Here is a 17,789-nt window from a genome sequence, read left to right on the forward strand (position 1 = left end):
GGGTGACCGCTACGGTGCCCGGCATGCTTACTGGTGACGAGAAGTTCGTTCGCTCCCGGCAGCTACGGCTGTGGACTCAGCGTTTTGGCAGCCCTGCCGATCCCACCGTTCTCCTGGTCATGGGCACCTCGACGCAGGGCATCGGCTGGCCCGAAGAGCTGGTGGAAGCGCTCGTGAACAGCGGCCGGCAGGTGATCCGGTTCGATCACCGCGACACCGGCCGGTCCGATTCCGTCGACTTCGCAACGCATCCGTACGCGCTCGCCGACATGGCAGCTGACACGGCCGCCGTCCTGGACGATTACGGCGTCCCGGCCGCGCACATCGTCGGAACATCGCTGGGCGCGGCGATCGGACAATGGCTTGCCGTGCACCAGGCGGCCCGGGTCTACACGCTGACCACGATGGCGTCGTCTCCGATGGGCAACAACCCCGGACCTGCGTGGGCCCGAGCCGTGGCGGGCCGACCGGCTACGGCCGGCGAGCTGCCGCCCCCGACCGCACGGTTCCTCGACCACCTGATGGCCTCGGTGAAGGCGCCCCGAACGACACCGCAGCAACGCATGGACGCCGACGTGCAGACCTGGCGGGTGCTCAACGGCGATGTCCTGCCCTTCGATGAGCCTGCCGCGCGCCGGTTCGTCGAACACTGCCATGCCCGGGCCGGCAACATCGCTGCCGCCTCGAATCACGATCTCGCCGGACGGCGCTGGGACGACGACCGGCGGGCCTCCTTGTCGGCCATCACCGCACCGGCCCTGGTCCTGCACGGCAGCGATGACCCGCTGTTGCCCCAGGCTCACGGCGAAGCGCTCGCGGCACAGATGCCGGCGGCGCGCCTGGAGATCGTGCCGGGCATGGGCCACCACCCGTTCTTCTCGCCGGGCCTCACCGAGCGGATCGCCGACTCGATCATCCGCCACACAACCTGATCTCAGGTCGCCCACTCCGGGCCGCAGCCGGGCATGATCCACCCATGCCCGGCCATGGCCCCGAGTGGGCCGGAGTGGGTACGGGCGGTGCGGTGAGAGCCAGTACGGGCGGCGCGGTGGCAGGTCAGCGGCTGGACTGGCGGACGGTCAGGCGCGCCGGTGCCACGGTGACGGTGCGCGGCGGCGCCCCCGACAGGGCGTCGGCCAGGACTGATCCGACGAGCTCACCCAGCTCCTGCACGTCGTGACTGACCGCGCTCAGCGACGGCACCGCCAGCTGGCACAGCGCCGAGTCGTCCCACGCGACGAGGGACAGCTCGGCCGGCACCGCCAGGCCGAGGCGGGCCGCCTCGTGCAGGGCGCCGAGCGCCATGACGTCGTTGTCGAAGACCAGCGCGGTCGGCCGCTCGTCGAGCGCCGCGAGGGCGGTGACGGCGCGGACGCCCGCCGCCTCGGAGTAGTCGCCGTCGAACGACGTCGTGCGGACGCTGTGCTCAGCCGCGACGGTCTCGAACGTGCGGCGCCGGATGATCGTGTGCGCCATCTGCGCCGGGCCGCCGACGTGGCCGAGGTGCGTGTGGCCGGCCGCGACCAGCTCGCCGACGACGTCGCGCATGGCCACCTCGTCCTGCGTCCACACCGTCGGCAGCCCGTCGGCCGTGACCGGGTCGCCGATGACGACGCACGGCAGCCCCAGCCCCTTGACCAGCGCCACCCGCTCGTCACCGGGCAGCAGGTCGATCAGGATGACGCCCTGCACCTGCCCGTACCGGGCCCAGGCCCGCATCCGCTCCACCGCCTGCGGCACCGTGGCCACGACCTGCAGCAGCACCGGCACGCCCTGCAGGACCAGCACCCGCTCGATGCCGGCGATGAACTCGTGGAAGAACGGCTCGGCGCCCAGCACCTCCGCGTCGCGCACGAGGGCGAGGCCGACCGGCGTGTCCAGCCGCGGCCCGGACGCGGATGCGGTGGGTACCGCGGGCATGCGCTCCTCCTCGCCGACGCAGTGGTCTAGCCTCGTCCCCGTAATGTAGTCGTGCGACAGCGTACGGCGAGACGAGAGGCGGTTCAGCGTGGCGCGACGGGAGTCTGCGGCCGCGGGCCCCGGTAGCCGTGCGCTCATCGTGGACCTGATCCGCTCCTCCGGGCCGATCAGCCGGGTCGAGCTGGTCAACGCGACCGGCCTGACCCAGCCCACCATCTCCAACATCGTGCGCCGACTCATCGACGACGGCGTCGTGCGGGAGACCGGCGACACCGTCGCGACCCGCGGCAAGCCGCGCGCCATGCTGGTCATCAACTCGCGCGCCGCCTACGGGGTGGGCATCCACGTCGGCGCGGACACGCTGACGTGCGTGGTGACCGACACCCGCGGCGGCACCGTCGGCCGGCAGCTCGTCGCCGCCCCCGCGGACGGCCGGCCCGAGAGCGTCGCGGCCCGGCTCGCCACCCTGTACCACGAGGTCACCCACGGTCTGGGCCTGCCGCCGCAGAGCGTGGCCGGGATGGCCGTCGTCGGGCCGGGCCCGGTCGACGTGACGCGGGGCCGGTTCCTCGCGCTGCCGGGCCGGGAGGGCTCGGTGACGCGAGGAGCCGGGCTCGACCTCACCCACGCCCTCACCGGCCGGCTCGGCGTGCCGGTCCTCGTCGACAGCGACGCCGCGGCGGCCACCGTCGGGGAGTTCTGGGGGCGGCAGGTCTCGCGGGAGCGCACCTTCGGCTGCCTGTACATGAACTCCGGCATCGGCTCCGGCGTGGTGCTGGACGGCGCCCTGCACCGCGGCGCGAGCTCCAACGCGGGCAAGCTCGGCCACGTCCCGATCGTCCGCGACGGTGAGCCGTGCCACTGCGGCAGCCGCGGATGCCTGGAGCAGTACGCCGCGCCGCGCGTGCTCGTCGCCCGGGCCCGCGCCGTCCGGGGGCTGACCCGCCGCCTGCGCATCCGCACGGAGGATGACGACGCGCGGGCCTTCGACGTGCTCGCCCGCGCCGCCATCTACGGCGACGAGCAGGCGCGCGCGCTGCTGGACGAGTCCGCGGCGATGCTCGCCGAGGGCGCCGTGCTGCTGGCGAACATGTGGGACATCGACACGCTCGTGCTCGCCGGGCCCGGCTTCGCCGTAGCCGGTTCGATCTACGTCACCGAGATCCGCCGTCGGCTGGCGGAGCGGGCCTTCGCCCGCGACGTGCACAACGTGCGGGTCGACCTGTCGAGCAACCCGCGCGACTCCGCCGCGATCGGCGGCGCGGCCCTGGTCCTGCAGGGTTCGGTCGCGCCCGGCCACGGCCCCGAGCTCGCAGCTCGGGTCTAGCGCCGCCCGCCGGGCCCGGGTACCGTGCACGGATCAACGACCGCCAGGTTGACGTCCCGCTTCAGCACGCATAGATTATTAATCTAACTTAGTAGGGCACTCTGGGTCATCGGCGGCCCGAGACGCCTCGCTGCCCGGCCGCATCCGCCACGGCCGGGCGCCCGTTCGCAACCGCCAACCGCCTGAGTCCTCGCCAGGCGGCACCGCCACGCGCCCTGCGAACGGCGATCACGTCGCACGAATCCGCCTTCGTGAAGGACCCCCACATGAAGTACCCCCGCATCAATCACCTCAAAGCGCTCGGCGCCGCCGGCACCGCCCTCGCGCTCGTCTGGATCGCGGTGCCCTCGATCGCGGCGCAGACCGCGGTCCAAGCGGTGCGCGCCATCCACGTCGCCAAGAACGGCAACGACGCCAACGCCGGCACCGCCGCCGCGCCCTACCTGACCATCAACCGCGCCGCACAGGACGCGCAGCCCGGCGACACCGTCTATGTGCACGCCGGGCTGTACCGCGAGACGGTCAAGCCGGCCCGGGGCGGCACCGGCGACACGAACCGCATCACCTACACCAGGGCCGGCGACGGCGACGTGGTGATCAAGGGCTCCGAGGAGGTCAACACCTGGACCCGCGGCACCGGCAACGTCTGGAGCGTCACGCTGCCCAACACGTTCTTCGGCGCCTACAACCCCTACGCGACCGGACACCCGCAGGGCGGGGGAGGCGGCGTCTTCCCCGGCTACAACGCCGGCGACGTCTACCTCGACGAACAGGCGTACCTGGAGAAGCCGGCGCTGAGCGACGTCCAGGCCGCGGCCGGCACCTGGTACTCGCAGGTGGGCGCGTCGAGCACGACGATCTCGGCGAACTTCGGCGGCGCCGACCCCAACGCCAGGCTGGGCGAGATCAACGTCCGCCGGCAGGTCTTCGCGCCGGACGCGTGGGGCCTCGGCTACATCACCGTCGACGGGTTCACGGTGAAACACGCGGCCAACACGTACTCCGACTTCCCGGACAGCCCGACGCGGCGCCAGGCCGGCGCCATCAGCGTCAACGGCGGCCTGCGGTGGATCATCCAGAACAACGTCGTGCTCAACGCCCGCACCATCGGCATCGACATCGGCCTCGGCAACGACGAATGGGCGGGCAACCGGCCCGGCACGACCCGCACCAACTTCCGCGACACGAGCAAGTACGGCTCGCACGTCGTGCGCAACAACTACATCGGCAGGTCCGGGCAGTCCGGCATCGCCGGCGTCTTCTCCTGGAACTCCGACATCCTCTACAACATGATCGAGGACACCAACTACCGCAACGAGTTCAGCGGCGCGGAGACGGCCCCGATCAAGGTGCACTACATGAACGAGGGCCTCATCAAGGGCAACTACATCAAGAACTCCCGCGGCGGCAACTCCGCCGGTATCTGGACCGACTGGGGCAACCAGAACGTCCGCGTCACCGGCAACATCGTCATGAACAGCCCGTGGGGCTACTACGCCGAGGCCGTGCACGGCCCGATCCTGGTCGACAACAACGTCTTCATCGGCAACAGCGACATCCGCACGCTGGACGCCACCGGCATCGTCTTCGCCAACAACCTGTTCATCGACAATGGGCGCTTCGCCATCGACGGCGGCGGCCGCGACGCCTACTACTTCCAGCCCGGCACGATGAACGAGTCGACGGCGCTCACCTCGCCGCAGAAGGACTTCTGGTTCAACAACCTCGTCCAGGGCTCGACACTGCCGGACAACGCGACCGGCAAGACACACGTCAAGGAAGGCAACTTCACCGGCGTCGTGTCCAACGTGCAGTACACCGCCACCAACACGGCGATGCAGCTGAGCTTCACCCTCAACGCCACCGGCATCAGCGGGCTGACCCCGGTGACGAAGGCCCGCGTCGGCACCATCCCGCGCGCCAACGAGAGCATCGCCGCCGACGTGACCACCGACTTCTTCGGCGCCGCGGTCAACACCGGCAACGTCATGGCCGGCCCGTTCGCCGCCGCGAAGAACGGCGCGAACACCTTCACGCTGTGGCCGCCGGCCGGGCAGAGCGTGCCGAAGCCGCCGGCGTACCCGGCCGGGCCGGTCAACCTGTCCCGCGACCCCGGCGCCCGTGCCACGGCGTCCTATCAGGACGGTGCGTTGACGGCGGCGAACGCGATCGACGGCAACGGTGCGACGCGGTGGTCCAGTGACCACAGCAACGACAACAACGCCTGGATCACCGTGGATCTCGGTGCGGCGTACCCGGTGACGACGGCGGTGCTGTCGTGGGAGGCGGCGTACGCGAAGGCGTACAAGGTGCAGGTGTCCGACAACGGTGCACAGTGGACGGACGTGTACTCCACGACCACCGGCGACGGCGGGTCGGACACGGTGACGGTCGGCCGGACCACCAGGTATGTGCGGATGCAGGGGGTTACGCCGAACACGCAGTGGGGCTACTCGCTGTGGGAGTTCGAGGTGTACGGCGGAGCCAGCGCCCCTCCCGGTGGCCCGACGTTCTACGCCGCCGCCGACTACAGCGGCGCGTCGGCGACCCTCGGCGTGGGCAGCTACGACCTGCCGCAGCTGCAGGCGGCCGGGATCGCCAACGACACGATCTCCTCGATCCGGGTGCCAGATGGCTACTCGGTCACCGCCTACGCCGACGCGGGCTTCGCCGGCACCGCGTGGACGTTCACCGCCGACACCCCGAACCTCGTGCCGACCGGCAACAACGACGCCATCTCCTCGCTGCGCGTCACCACCCGATGAACCGGCTCGCCGGCGCCGTCCTGGCCGTCCCGGTCGTCGTCGCGGCAGCGGTGTGGCTGTGGCCGGACCACGATCCCGCCGGACCGACGTTCTACACCGCCGCCGGCTACGGCGGCACCGCGGCCACCCGCGGCCCCGGCAGCTACGACCTGCCGCGGCTGCCCGCGGCCGGGATCGCCAACGACACGATCTCCTCGATCCGGGTGCCGGCCGGCTACACGGTCACCGCCTACGCCGAAGCCGGCTTCACCGGCACCGCGTGGACCTTCACCGCCGACACCCCCGACCTCGCCCGCACGGGCAGCAACGACGCCATCTCCTCGCTGCGCATCGCCCGGAAAGGAACCCCGTGAGACCGATCTCGAAACGCGGCAGACTGCTCGGCGGCGCCCTCGCCGCACTCATCCTCGTCACCGCCGCCGTACGGCTGCCGTCGGCCGCGGCCGACACCCCCGTCAACCTCGCCCGCGACCCCGGCGCCCGTGCCACGGCGTCCTATCAGGACGGTGCGTTGACGGCGGCGAACGCGATCGACGGCAACGGTGCGACGCGGTGGTCCAGTGACCACAGCAACGACAACAACGCCTGGATCACCGTGGATCTCGGTGCGGCGTACCCGGTGACGACGGCGGTGCTGTCGTGGGAGGCGGCGTACGCGAAGGCGTACAAGGTGCAGGTGTCCGACAACGGTGCACAGTGGACGGACGTGTACTCCACGACCACCGGCGACGGCGGCTCGGACACGGTGACGATCGGTCGGACCACCAGGTATGTGCGGATGCAGGGGGTCACGCCGAACACGCAGTGGGGCTACTCGCTGTGGGAGTTCGAGGTGTACGGCACCGGCCCGACCGGCGGCGGCACCGGCACGGCGACCGTCGCGCCGTCGAACACCTACCCGCAGACCTACGGCGACTGGGCCAACGGGCTGCTCGCCGGCAACGGCAAACAGGGCATCATCGTCTTCGGCAACCCGCGCAACGAGACCGTCGTCTTCAACGACAAGCGGTTCTTCATGGCCCGCTCCGAGGCCCGGCCGCACCGCACCTTCAACACCGTCAGCGCCGACAACATCAACCGGATCCGGGACCTTTCCATCGCCGGGCAGTACCAGCAGGCGAACCAGCTCGCCGCCGACGTCCAGGGGTACCAGGGCGGCGGCGAGGGCAGCAAACACCCCGGCTTCAAGATGACCATGCAGATGCCCGACGCCGGCGCCGTGCGCAACTACGTGCGCTCGACCGACTACGCCTCAGGCGTCGTGTCGGTGAAGTGGACCGACGACAAGGGCAGCTGGCAACGCGACTCGTTCGTGTCCAGGACCGACGGCGTCACCGTGCAGCAGCTGCCGGCGCCGAGCGGGCAAAGGCTGAACGTGACGCTCGGCCTGTCGATCGACCCGGGCATGAACCTCACCAACAAGGGCGTCACCACCACCAACGCCTCCAACACGAACTTCCTCAACCTGCGCGTGAAGTACCCCAACGGCACCTACAACGCCGGATACGAGGGCGTCACCCGCATCGTCACCGACGGCACGAAGACCATGTCCGGCACCAACGTGACCGTCACCAACGCCACCTACGTCACGCTGCTGTCGCTCACCCAGCGGTACAACGGCACCTACAACGGCGGCGTCACCGCCGAGACCGAATGGAACCGGCAGCTGCTGCAATCGAGGCTGTCGGCGATCACCGACTCCTACCAGGCGCTGCTGAACCGGCACACGAGCAAGCACCGGGAGATCTTCGGCCGGGTGTCGCTCGACCTCGGCGCGAGCGCGGCCGACCGCGCCAAGCCCACCGAGCAGCTGCTCGCCGAGCAGAAGGCCGTCGGCAACCCGGTCCCGGCGCTGTACGAGCGGATGTTCTACGCCGGCCGCTACCACCTGCTGGCCTCCAGCAACGAGACGGCGGCACCGGACCTGCTGGGCAACTGGACGGGCGACAGCAACGTCGGCTGGGACGGCTATTACCACCTCGACGCGAACCTCAACCTGCAGATCTCCGGCGGCAACGTCGGCAACATGCCCGAGGCCCTGGCCGGGTACTTCTACCTCAACCAGCAGTGGCAGAACGACTTCCGCACCAACGCCCGCAAACTGCTGGGCACCCGGGGCATGCTCACCGGCGGCAACACCCCCAACGAGGAAGGGCTCATCTCCAACATCAACTTCGACTACCCGTACCAGTACGTCACCGGCGGCGAATCCTGGCTCCTGCAACCGTTCTGGGAGTACTACCAGGTCACCGGCGACACGACGTTCCTCGCCGACAAGTACTACCCGCTGATCCGCGACATGGGCGACTTCTACGAGGACTTCCTCGTCAAGAAGGACGCCAACGGCCGGTACATCCTCGCCGGATCGATCTCACCGGAGAACCGGCCCGCCGGCGGCGTACCCCTGACGAACAACTCCGTGTACGACATCTCCGGCGCCCGCTTCGCCCTCTCGACGCTCATCCAGACGAGCCGGACCCTCGGCCGCGACGCCGACAAGATCCCGGTCTGGCAGGAGAAGCTCGACCACCTGCCGCCGTACCTCATCAACAACGACGGCGCGCTGGCCGAATGGGCGTGGCCCGGCCTGGCCAACCAGAACCAGTACCAGCACCGGCACTCCAGCGGCCTGATGCCCGTCTGGCCGTACCGCGAGATCACCCCCGAGACGAACCTCGCCCAGTACAACGCGGCCAAGGTGTTCCTGCAGAAGAAGGACACCGGCAGCTACGAGAACGCCGGCCACGGCCTCCTGCACGGCGCGCTGATCGCCGCCGACCTCAACAACGCCGACTCCGTCAACGCGAAACTGCTGCGGTTCGCCAAGGACGACTACTACTACAGCAGCATGGCCACGTCGCACTACAACAACCACAGCGTGTTCGCCACCGACGTCGTCAACTCCGTGCCCACCATCATGATGGAGATGCTCGCCGCGACCCGGCCGGGCACCCTGGAGCTGCTGCCGGCCCTGCCCAAGAGCCTGAAGAAGGGCGCCGTCGCCGGCATGCTCGGCAAGGGACAGTTCAAAATCGACAACCTCGTCTGGGACACCGACGCCCGCAAGGTCCAGGTGACCCTGACCTCGAGCATCGACCAGAACCTGACCCTGATCCAGCGCTCCGGCATCACGGCCGTCACCGGCGGCACCGTCCAGAGCTCGCCGCTCGGCGGCATCGCCCGCGTCGTGCCGCTGCAGAAGGGCCGTACCGTCACGCTCGACCTGACCCTCGGCGCTGCGGCCACCAACCTCGCCGAGGGCAAGCCCGCCACGGCGTCGTCGGAGTCCAACGCGCAACAGACCGCCGCCAAGGCCTTCGACGGCGACCAGTCCTCCCGCTGGGCCGCCAGCGAGGCCGTCGACAACTGGCTGCGGGTCGACCTCGGCACCACGTACAACCTGCGCGAGGTCGTCCTGCGCTGGGAGGCCTCCTACGCCAAGTCGTACCGGCTGCAGGCCTCCACCGACGGCACCACCTGGCGCGACGCCTACGTCCAGGCCAACTCACCCGGCGGCACGGAACGGCTGGCGGTGACCGGCCCGGCCAGATACGTCCGCATGCTGGGCACCGCCAAGTCCGGGCAGTGGGGCTACTCGCTGTACGAGATGGAGGTGTACGCCTGATCTCCCGGCCCGCACGGGAGGGGTGTCGGCGCCCCTCCCGCGCGGCCGGTCGCTCAGCGCTCCACAGTTGTCGGTGGGTCGTCGGCGCAGTGGCGGCAGCGGACCGGGCACGGCGTGCGCGGCGGGGTGTGGGTGAGTCCGCTGTTCCGCAGGATGGTGGAGACGGTGTCGTCGAACGTGGTGTCCTGGGCGATGACCTGCTCGCCGGCGGTGCCGAGGAGGTCGCGCGGGCTGTACCACTCGCGCATCTGCTCGGCGGTGACCGGGATGGGTTCGGCCCGGGTGTGGTGGCGCCGGACGGTTTCGTCGAAGTCGACGTCGAGATAGAACACGTGGCTGGGCCCGGGATGCTGGTCGATGAGCCCGTGCAGGACGTCGGCGTACCGCGCGGTGTGCAGGATGCCCTCGAGGACCACGTGATAGCCCAGATCCAGCGCGGTCCGCGCGGTCGCGGCGATGAACGCGGGCGCGACCGGCCCGATGCGGTCGCTGTCATGCTCGCGCAGAATGATCCGGCGCAGGTAGTCCTGCTCGATGAGGGCGCAGCCGCGGCCATAGCGGCGGCGCACCTCACGGGCGGTGGTCGTCTTGCCGCTGCCCGAGTTGCCCCGGATGACAACGAGGGTCGGGAACCCTGGGGAATTGCGTTGGATGCAAGAAGTTTCGGCTTCGTGACCTTCTGGCATGGGGAATCGTAGCAGTCGCGCAGTCCTGGCTACGGTCTCCCTCGACCTGCGAGGCCGCTGGGGCCGACACACAGGGCACCACTGGGGAAGCCGACGCGGGCGTGGGTGACCTCCGGCCCCGCCGTGCCCGGGTCCTGCGTGCGGAGCCGTGACGGTGACGGGTCAGCCCGCGCGGTGCATGACCGATCCCCGGGCCGTCGTCATGGAAGTTGTGCTGGGCGCCGAACCGCAGCTCGCTCCCGCGCTGATCAGCTCGGTGATTGATCAGGTGGCGGTCGCCCGGGCCGAGCTGCGACGCCTGGCGCGTGCTCTGCACGTCGATCCGGGGTTGCTGACCTCCGGGAGCCTGACGGGCCGCGGCTGCTGCAGACGTTGATCGGTGTCCTGCTCGACGCGGGTGCGCGCAACGTCCGGCGCGCGCCGTGCATCCGCTGCCGTCGCTTCCAGCCGCTGCGGCGGCGTGTGGACGGTCGCTTGGCCGGCGAACCGTGCGCCCGGCCCGACGCCGCACGACTGCGGCGCCTCGGCATCCCAGCCCGGCTGGGCCGCAACAGCGCCCTCATCGACCTCGCCGCCCAACTCCCCACCGCCGTCCTCAGCCAACTCCTCGGTCTGCAGTCGCCATCACGGTGGCTTTGAGCCCACCGCGGAGATCTACCGGCTTCGCGCCGGGGAGAAAATCACGGTCGAGTGGATCGACGCGGGTGAGGATCATGAGGCGATGCAGGCGTTCGTGACGGTCTCGGTCCATACCTCGGGGTGGGTGGACCAGAAGTCATGCGGTACGCCATGCACGGTCGAGAACCGTCCCCGCGCAACGAGCGCAGCGAGCTGCTCCACAGGCCACGACGGCCGGATGTCATCCCCGGCGGCGATGAAATGCATCGGCACGCTGCAGTCGGCCAGTTGCCGCCAAAGATTCGGCCGATGAATCCAGTCGGTGAACGAATCGCTGAGCGCAGCATGGACTTCAGGCACCCAATCGATCTCGACAACAGGTTCGATGCTCTTGCCGGCTTCGTATGCCTCCGACCACGTGCGGTCGCGCTGCGGTCCCCGGCCGGCGATACCGATCACCGCCACCACAGCCTCCGGATGCTCGACCGCGTAGCGCACACCAAGGTCACAGCCCCATGAGTGGCCGACCACGATCCAGGCGCCGACACCGACCGCCTTACGGATCGCTTCGAGGTCGGCGATGGCTTCTTCCATGGTGTGCGGGCCGCCGCTCGAGCGGCCGACGCCTCGCGGTTCGGGGTACCAGGTGCGGTGGTTGAGCGGCGCAATGTCGTCCCGCTCCAGGTACTGCACGCAACCGGGACCACCGGTCAGAACGACGACGTCCGGGCCATCGCCGGTCACACCGACGTACAGCGCCGTAGCTCCGACAGCAACCATCCGAGACTCCACGTCCGGCAACGTTACCTTCGACACCGTCCGCTCGTGCCGCGGTCGGCACGTTGAGGTCAGTAGATGGCGTGTCAGGAACGGGCGATGGCACCGGAGGCGTCCTGGCCGCATCCGCATCTGGCGCCGATATTCCGCAGGTTCTGATTTCTCGGGCTCCCAATTGAGCTGCCTTCGACATTGAGCTGCCTTCGACGCGAGATCCGTCGGGTGTCTGGCCCTGTGACATGGCGAATCATCAATCAGCGGGGTCAGCGCGCACGCGGGTCCGGGCCCTCGGTGATTCCCCAGGTCTCCGCGAGCCGGCCGTCTTCGATACGGAAGATCTCGATCAGCGTCGGCTGCGTGGCGCCGTCCGGGGTCGTGATCCCGTGGACGGACGAGCGGATGGCGACCTTGTCGCCGTCCACCAGCACGTCCTCGGCGACGACGCGCATGTCAGGGAACTGTGTCACGACCTGACGCCAGACCTCCTTGCCCGCCTCGAAGCCGATGGTGCTGAGCGCATGGCTGTAATAGTCCGGGGTGAACAGGCCCTCTGCCTCGTCGAACTGCCGACTGTTGAAGCACTCCTGCATCCGCAGGACCAGTGCGCTGGCATCGTCGCGCGTGGTCATCGCATGGTCTCCTTCGTGATAAGCGGTGCGCCGCCCCGTTTATGTCGCCAGCATACGGTGCGCCGCCCCGGTTAAGCTAGGCGTGCCATGAACAGCCAACCGCCCAAACGGGCCTCAGCGGAGTCGCCGGCCGCTCCCAGCGGTGACCGGACGCTGCGAGCCGACGCGCGTCGCAATCGTGAGCAGGTCCTGCGCACGGCGCAGCGGCTGTTCGCGACGGAAGGCCTCGGCGTCTCGCTCGACGAGATCGCCCGCCGCGCGGGCGTCGGCCCCGGCACCGTCCACCGGCACTTCCCCAGCAAGGAGGCGCTGTACCTCGCCGTCGCGACCGACGAGTTCGAACAACTCGTGGTGGAGGCGGAGGAACTCGCAACCACCGACGACCCCGCGGCCCTGTTCACGCAACTGTCCCGGATGATCGCCACGGGCGCCGAGAACGTCACCGTCAAGAGCGCACTCGAAGCCGCCGAGCTGGACCTGCGCACCGCCGCCCCGAAGGTCGCGGCAGACCTCACCCGCCATGTCGCAGACCTGCTCGACCGCGCGCACGCCGCCGGTGCCGTACGCCCGGACGTCACGGTCGACGACGTGATGGCGCTCGTCGCCGGCGCCTTCAGCGCGATCCGTCACGCCGGCGCCGAGACCAGCCCCGAGCGCTCGGCACGCATCGCCCAGATCATCCTCGACGGGCTACGCCCGCGATCGTGATCGCGCCGGGCTTCGACGCCCCGCCCGACTCCGGTTCGGGAAGCCAGGTGTCGCGCGGATCATCAGGTACGGCAGGCCAATCCGGAGCCAGCTCGTCCACCGCGACGTGCAGGGCGCGCAGGCCCGGGTGGTCCGCGTCGGCGCGCCAGGTCATCGCCCACGGGAACAGTGGGATCGGCTGGACGATCGGGCGCAGCACGCCGCCCGGTACCGCCGGCTGGGTGCTCATCACGAGGATCGGGCCGTTGCGGTCGACGAAGTGCTGGGCCAGTTCGTCGACGCCGTGGACGTGTGGGTGCGCGCCGGCCACGTCGATGCCGAACGGCGCGAGCAGCTGCAGCATCGCGTGCTCCCAGCCCGGCGTGGCATGGCTGCCGGCGCGGATGCACACGCCGGCGCCGCGCAGCGCGTGCAGCGGGACGGCGTCGAGCTCGGCGAGCGGGTGATGCCCGGGCAGCAGCACCGCGACCGGCTCCTGGCGGACCGGACGGTGCCGTAGCCCGTCGACGTGCTGCGGGGCCCGCCCGAACGTGACGTCGAGGCGTTCGGCCAGCACGTGCGGCACCGCGTCGTCGGTACCGGTGTGGAACCGTGCGAAGAACTCCACCTGCGGCGCGATGCGGCGGGCGGCGGCCAGCACGAGGGCCGGGGTGAGGCCGGCACCGACGACGTCGACCGTCAGCGAACGCGGTTCGCCGTGCAGCTCGCGCAGCGTGGTGTCGTGCAACGCGAGCAGCTCCCGCGCCCGGACCAGCAGCGTCTGCCCGGCCGGGGTGAGCACGACCCGCCGCGTGGTCCGGTCGAGCAGACGCACCCCGGCCCGCTCCTCCAGCCGCCGGACGTCGCGGCTGAGCGCCTGCTGCGCCACGAACAGCCGCCGCGCGGCCCGGCTGAAGTGCAACTCCTCGGCCACCACGACGAAGTGACGCAGCAGCCGGATGTCGAGGTCCTCGGGCACCCGTCCGTTGTACCCGATTCACACGCGTACTGCGTCAATCGCTGCTGAACAGGTGTTGGAGTCCGGCGCACCGGCCGGGCCACGATCGGATCACCGACGACTAATCGAGGTGGTTCGCGGTGGGCGCACGAGGCGCTGTGACGATGCAGTACGCGGCAGCTGGCGCGCTGACCGCCATGTGGGGTGCGTCGCTGCCGACGCTCGACGCCCGGCTCGACCTCGGTGCGGGCCGGCTCGGCGCGGTCCTCATGGCGGTCGCGGTCGGCGCGCTCGTGGCGATGCCGGTCGCCGGCCGGCTGGCCGACCGGTGGACCGGCCGGCGGCTGCTGCGCCTGACCGCACCGGGTGCGGCCCTCGCACTGGCCGGACCGGCGCTGGCCGGCTCGGTCGAGCTGCTCCTGGTCGCCGCCGCCGGCCTCGGCGTACTGCTCGGTGTGCTGAACGTCGCCTTGAGCGTGCAGGCGGTGGCGGTCGAACGCGCCGCCGGCCGCCCGGTGATGGCAACGATGCACGGGGTCTGGACGCTCGGCGCGGTCGCCGCGGGCGGGGCCGTGACCGCGGGGCTGCGCGCCGGCGTGGACGGGCGGGTGTTGCTGCTGCTCGGGTCGCTCGCCCTGGCGGCGGCGGCGGTGACCGTGGCAGGACGCGCCCTCGTCTCGCCGATGCCGCCGGACGCTGTGCCGCCGCCGTCCTCACCGACGCTGCCGGGCGCTGTGCCGCCGCCGTCCTCTCCGACGCTGCCGGGCGCTGTGCCGCCGCCGGATGCTGCGACGTCGCCCGTGGTCGTTGTCGCGCTCGGGTTGCTCGGCGGCGCGGCGTTCGTGGCCGAGGCGGCCGCGACCGACTGGGCCGGGTTCCACGCGACCCGGGTGCTCGGCGCGGACGCCGCGACGGGTTCGCTTGCGTACACCCTGTTCCTCGCCGCGATGACCGCCGTCCGCTTCGTCGGGGACGCGGCCCGGTCCCGGCTCGGCGTCGCCCGCACCGTGCGGCTGGCAGGCTGCACCGCCACCGCGGGTTTCGGCCTGGTACTACTGGCCGGCGAGCTGCCGGCCACCGCGTCGGCGCGGATCGGGTGCGCGCTGACCGGCTGGGCCCTCTCCGGCGCCGGCATCGCCGTGGTGTGGCCGGTGGTGACGAGCACGCTCGGCGCCGCCGGCGGACCGGCACGGCAACTGTCCACCGTCACCACCATCAGCTACGGCGGCGGCCTGGTCGCACCGGCAATCATCGGCGTCGTCGCCTCCCACGCATCCCTCCCGATCGCGCTGCTCATCCCGGCCGCGCTCACGGCGGTGATCGCCGTCGCCTCACCCGCCGCGCTCGCCGCCACCACCCGCCGCCACCCCGTACTGCGAGGTGCGCGGCACCGGATCGCTGCTGACAACCGCGGCCGGGCGGGCCGTCGCACGTGTGGTCCCGCGTACGACGCCCCGCCCGCCCGGGACTCGGTTACATGCCAGGCACGGTCTTGTGGTTGACGTAGGCGACAACGGACACCGACGCGCCGTCCTCACGCAGCAGGTACGACGACGAGAGCTCGGCTGCCTCGCCACCGGTGAGACTCGGCGCCGACCAGTCGGTGCGGACCAGCAGGTAGTGCTCGTCGAGGCGCTGCTGGTCGGTGCTGGTGAGCTGAGCGGCCCCGTAGCCGGCGGCGGCGAACATCTGGGCCCTACGGGGAAGTGTCGCAAGGAAGTCCGCCCGGGAGACCGGCCGGGCGCCGCTCGCATCGGCGAACAGGAACGGGTCCGCAAACATCTCCACACTGCCCGCGCCGCCGAGCGCGGCCAGGAACGCGTGGACGTTCGGTGCAACGTCGCTGGCTGAGGTCGCCATGTGTGTCCTTTCGTAGGCGTGCACCCACCGTAGACACAAAGGCATCTAATCATACCATAGTCGGGCATAAATCTCCAGTACCGCTCGGCCGAGTTCAGGTCACCCGTTCCGTTCATCGCCGAAGCCGCCCGGTGCTGCGAGATGGACCATGGATGGCTCAGTCCTTGGTATTCCAGCCATCGCCGGTGAAGTCGGTCGGTTCGGCGAGCTTGTGCAGGAACTGCTCGTCCGGACCGCGGCGCGCTGCGATCCGCTCGCGGATCTGCCGTTCGTGACGGCGCCATGCGTTCCGGTGCAGCCGCTCTGCGGTGTCAGAGTCGACGGTGTACGGGTCGGTGCCTTCCGGGATCCAGGATTCGTCAATCGCGTCGACGTAGTCGCCCGTGAAGCGGCTCAACGCATGCACCGGAGCGTGGCCGGCGAATCCCGGCGCGGTGGGCAGCCGTTTGGCCGCGTACCTCGCGCGGACGGCGATTGGCAGCTCGAGCCAACAGTCGACAACGTCACGGGCGATGACTGCCCTACCGTCGTGATCCTCGACCACGGTCGAGATGAGAGGCACGAGGTCGATGGCCACCTCGAAACACAGCAGCGCCAGTTCGAGGTCACGCGGCCTGAGGATTGCTGTGAGGCTTGAACCCATCACAAGTCCCGTCGTTCGTGATCGATGGTCGAGTGGTTCGTCGGTGACATGAGGCTACGATCAGGTGACGGAACGCGGAACTGACGGCCGGTACGGGTATGCCGGGCAGCAACTGGGCGATCCTGGAGATAGTCGTGACGCGCAGGCGGACAACACTGACCCGGAGTCCGGGTACACGAGCGATCGGGCTGGTGTCGGGCTATGTCTTGAAGCTCGCCCGACAGTCAACCGGCCTGACCCAGGAGCGTTTGGCCGAGGAAGTCGGCGTGGACGTCACCACCGTGCAGGGCTGGGAGTCCGGCCGCCGTCCGCTCGCGGCCGTCAGCGCAGGAGACTTCCTGCAACTGTGCGTCCGGCTGACCCGGCTGGGCGCACCCGCGTCGACAGGACGCCACCTGCGAGAGGCGATCGAAGCGGATCAAGTGTTGTCGACCGGCATCACTGCCGCAGCGGCGTGGGTGAACCCGGAGACGCACCCCCTGGCCGCGAGTGTGCACCGGTGGACGATCACCAACTTGATCACCTGGCCGATCCTCAGCAAGGTGCCGGAGCACCTCCATGAGTTTGGCCGCCCGTCCACCTGGCGTGGCCCGGTGCCGGCCCAGCCGACTCTGACCGCTGAGGAACGGACCCGCTTCTTTGACCATCTGCTGACGGTGGCGCAGCGGGCCGCAAGCGCTGACGAGGCGCTGCTGCGCCGGCAAGCGGTGTACCTACTGGGCTTCGACGGCCGACCCGACGTCGTTGACTGGCTGCGCGCCGAATGGCGCCGCGCCGGCCGCGGCACGGCCGGCACCACGCAGATCACGGGCATGCTGGAAGCCCGCTCAGCATCCGTGGCCCTTGCCGCGGCGGGGGACAGCACGTACCTGAGCGATTTCGTCAACCACATGACCGACGGCCCCGCCGAACTGGCGAACCTGAACTACTGGGCGTACTGGATCGGCGAGCTGAGCAACGAGCAGACCAGCGACGCGTTCATGCTCGACCCCGATACACGGTCGTGGACCGGTACCCGGCTGCTCCATCACCTGATGCGCCGCATGCAGCCCCAGTCGCCCCAACTCCCGCTGCACGTCTTCACATTGCACGCGCTCGTCGCCTCCAGGCCGGCGCTCCTGAACGGGGACCCCGCCGTCCGGACTGCGCTGCGCGGCGTGGTCGATAAGCTCATAGCCACCCCGACCGTGGGTCGTGCCGAACGCGATCAGTTGGTTGGCTTGCAGTACGCGGTCCGCATCGCTGACCGGTAGAGAGGACAACGACGTGCCAGGTGACGCTGAAGCGATCGCCG

The 17,789-nt window shown here is 70.3% G+C and carries 16 protein-coding genes; 9 read left to right on the forward strand and 7 right to left on the reverse strand.

The window, feature by feature from the left end; all coding sequences use genetic code 11:
• The first annotated feature begins 23 nt into the window (after positions 1-23).
• Positions 24-932, forward strand: coding sequence for an alpha/beta fold hydrolase (locus tag ABD332_RS05750; protein WP_344500227.1), 909 nt, complete (start codon positions 24-26; stop codon positions 930-932).
• A 124-nt stretch (positions 933-1,056) separates the two neighbouring features.
• On the opposite strand, the gene ABD332_RS05755 is transcribed toward ABD332_RS05750, so the two are convergent.
• The gene (locus tag ABD332_RS05755) at positions 1,057-1,920 is read right to left on the reverse strand and encodes a LacI family DNA-binding transcriptional regulator (protein WP_344500229.1); all 864 of its coding nucleotides are present in this window, start codon (positions 1,918-1,920) and stop codon (positions 1,057-1,059) included.
• A gap of 139 nt (positions 1,921-2,059) precedes the next feature.
• Here ABD332_RS05755 and ABD332_RS05760 point away from each other — a divergent pair, with 139 nt between their 5' ends.
• The 4 genes from ABD332_RS05760 (at position 2,060) to ABD332_RS05775 (ending at position 9,637) form a co-directional block, all read left to right on the forward strand.
• A complete protein-coding gene (locus ABD332_RS05760) occupies positions 2,060-3,247 on the forward strand; it encodes an ROK family transcriptional regulator (RefSeq protein WP_344500231.1) in 1,188 nt (395 codons plus the stop codon).
• Positions 3,248-3,513: 266 nt separating this feature from the next.
• A complete protein-coding gene (locus tag ABD332_RS05765; RefSeq protein WP_344500233.1) occupies positions 3,514-6,012 on the forward strand; it encodes a discoidin domain-containing protein in 2,499 nt (832 codons plus the stop codon).
• A complete protein-coding gene (locus tag ABD332_RS05770) occupies positions 6,009-6,365 on the forward strand; it encodes a beta/gamma crystallin family protein (RefSeq protein WP_344500235.1) in 357 nt (118 codons plus the stop codon). Before ABD332_RS05765 ends, ABD332_RS05770 begins: the two co-directional genes overlap by 4 nt.
• Positions 6,362-9,637 (forward strand): glycosyl hydrolase family 95 catalytic domain-containing protein, encoded by a 3,276-nt coding sequence (locus ABD332_RS05775; RefSeq protein ID WP_344500237.1) that lies wholly within the window; start codon positions 6,362-6,364, stop codon positions 9,635-9,637. The genes ABD332_RS05770 and ABD332_RS05775 overlap by 4 nt, the downstream gene beginning before the upstream one ends.
• Before the next feature lie 53 nt (positions 9,638-9,690).
• On the opposite strand, the gene ABD332_RS05780 is transcribed toward ABD332_RS05775, so the two are convergent.
• Positions 9,691-10,323 carry an AAA family ATPase gene (locus ABD332_RS05780; RefSeq protein ID WP_344500239.1) on the reverse strand — a complete coding sequence of 211 codons (633 nt, stop codon included), beginning with the start codon at positions 10,321-10,323 and terminating at the stop codon, positions 9,691-9,693.
• A gap of 178 nt (positions 10,324-10,501) precedes the next feature.
• Between ABD332_RS05780 and ABD332_RS05785 the strand changes: the two genes are divergently transcribed.
• A complete protein-coding gene (locus ABD332_RS05785; RefSeq protein ID WP_344500241.1) occupies positions 10,502-10,699 on the forward strand; it encodes a hypothetical protein in 198 nt (65 codons plus the stop codon).
• Between the two features lie 335 nt (positions 10,700-11,034).
• Here ABD332_RS05785 and ABD332_RS05790 read toward each other — a convergent pair whose 3' ends face one another.
• Together ABD332_RS05790 and ABD332_RS05795 are read right to left on the reverse strand one after the other, a co-directional pair.
• Entirely contained in the window at positions 11,035-11,721 is a 687-nt protein-coding gene (locus ABD332_RS05790; RefSeq protein ID WP_344500243.1) for an alpha/beta fold hydrolase, read from the reverse strand.
• A gap of 260 nt (positions 11,722-11,981) precedes the next feature.
• A complete protein-coding gene (locus ABD332_RS05795; protein WP_344500245.1) occupies positions 11,982-12,347 on the reverse strand; it encodes an ester cyclase in 366 nt (121 codons plus the stop codon).
• Positions 12,348-12,434: 87 nt separating this feature from the next.
• Between ABD332_RS05795 and ABD332_RS05800 the strand changes: the two genes are divergently transcribed.
• Positions 12,435-13,055, forward strand: coding sequence for a TetR/AcrR family transcriptional regulator (locus ABD332_RS05800; RefSeq protein ID WP_344500247.1), 621 nt, complete (start codon positions 12,435-12,437; stop codon positions 13,053-13,055).
• Here ABD332_RS05800 and ABD332_RS05805 read toward each other — a convergent pair.
• Positions 13,024-14,013 carry a LysR family transcriptional regulator gene (locus ABD332_RS05805; protein ID WP_344500249.1) on the reverse strand — a complete coding sequence of 330 codons (990 nt, stop codon included), beginning with the start codon at positions 14,011-14,013 and terminating at the stop codon, positions 13,024-13,026. The two genes, ABD332_RS05800 and ABD332_RS05805, sit on opposite strands and share 32 nt — an antisense overlap.
• Before the next feature lie 143 nt (positions 14,014-14,156).
• Here ABD332_RS05805 and ABD332_RS05810 point away from each other — a divergent pair, with 143 nt between their 5' ends.
• Entirely contained in the window at positions 14,157-15,494 is a 1,338-nt protein-coding gene (locus ABD332_RS05810) for an MFS transporter (RefSeq protein WP_344500742.1), read from the forward strand.
• Here ABD332_RS05810 and ABD332_RS05815 read toward each other — a convergent pair.
• Entirely contained in the window at positions 15,466-15,852 is a 387-nt protein-coding gene (locus tag ABD332_RS05815) for a hypothetical protein (protein ID WP_344500251.1), read from the reverse strand. The genes ABD332_RS05810 and ABD332_RS05815 overlap by 29 nt on opposite strands.
• 157 nt (positions 15,853-16,009) lie before the next feature.
• Positions 16,010-16,495 carry a hypothetical protein gene (locus ABD332_RS05820; protein ID WP_344500253.1) on the reverse strand — a complete coding sequence of 162 codons (486 nt, stop codon included), beginning with the start codon at positions 16,493-16,495 and terminating at the stop codon, positions 16,010-16,012.
• A gap of 191 nt (positions 16,496-16,686) precedes the next feature.
• On the opposite strand from ABD332_RS05820, the gene ABD332_RS05825 reads away from it, so the two are divergent.
• Entirely contained in the window at positions 16,687-17,748 is a 1,062-nt protein-coding gene (locus ABD332_RS05825) for a helix-turn-helix domain-containing protein (RefSeq protein WP_344500255.1), read from the forward strand.
• Positions 17,749-17,789 lie beyond the last annotated feature (41 nt).

Origin of the sequence: Dactylosporangium maewongense (genome assembly GCF_039531485.1) — a bacterium.
Lineage (GTDB): Bacteria > Actinomycetota > Actinomycetes > Mycobacteriales > Micromonosporaceae > Dactylosporangium > Dactylosporangium maewongense.

What these genes read in the sequence shown, in the direction of transcription:
- ABD332_RS05750 (WP_344500227.1), top strand. Translation starts at nt 24, where the DNA reads ATGCTTACTGGTGACGAGAAGTTCGTTCGCTCCCGGCAGCTACGGCTG.
- ABD332_RS05755 (WP_344500229.1), bottom strand. Translation starts at nt 1,920, where the DNA reads ATGCCCGCGGTACCCACCGCATCCGCGTCCGGGCCGCGGCTGGACACG.
- ABD332_RS05765 (WP_344500233.1), top strand. Translation starts at nt 3,514, where the DNA reads ATGAAGTACCCCCGCATCAATCACCTCAAAGCGCTCGGCGCCGCCGGC.
- ABD332_RS05770 (WP_344500235.1), top strand. Translation starts at nt 6,009, where the DNA reads ATGAACCGGCTCGCCGGCGCCGTCCTGGCCGTCCCGGTCGTCGTCGCG.
- ABD332_RS05780 (WP_344500239.1), bottom strand. Translation starts at nt 10,323, where the DNA reads ATGCCAGAAGGTCACGAAGCCGAAACTTCTTGCATCCAACGCAATTCC.
- ABD332_RS05785 (WP_344500241.1), top strand. Translation starts at nt 10,502, where the DNA reads ATGACCGATCCCCGGGCCGTCGTCATGGAAGTTGTGCTGGGCGCCGAA.
- ABD332_RS05790 (WP_344500243.1), bottom strand. Translation starts at nt 11,721, where the DNA reads ATGGTTGCTGTCGGAGCTACGGCGCTGTACGTCGGTGTGACCGGCGAT.
- ABD332_RS05795 (WP_344500245.1), bottom strand. Translation starts at nt 12,347, where the DNA reads ATGACCACGCGCGACGATGCCAGCGCACTGGTCCTGCGGATGCAGGAG.
- ABD332_RS05800 (WP_344500247.1), top strand. Translation starts at nt 12,435, where the DNA reads ATGAACAGCCAACCGCCCAAACGGGCCTCAGCGGAGTCGCCGGCCGCT.
- ABD332_RS05810 (WP_344500742.1), top strand. Translation starts at nt 14,157, where the DNA reads ATGCAGTACGCGGCAGCTGGCGCGCTGACCGCCATGTGGGGTGCGTCG.
- ABD332_RS05815 (WP_344500251.1), bottom strand. Translation starts at nt 15,852, where the DNA reads ATGGCGACCTCAGCCAGCGACGTTGCACCGAACGTCCACGCGTTCCTG.
- ABD332_RS05820 (WP_344500253.1), bottom strand. Translation starts at nt 16,495, where the DNA reads ATGGGTTCAAGCCTCACAGCAATCCTCAGGCCGCGTGACCTCGAACTG.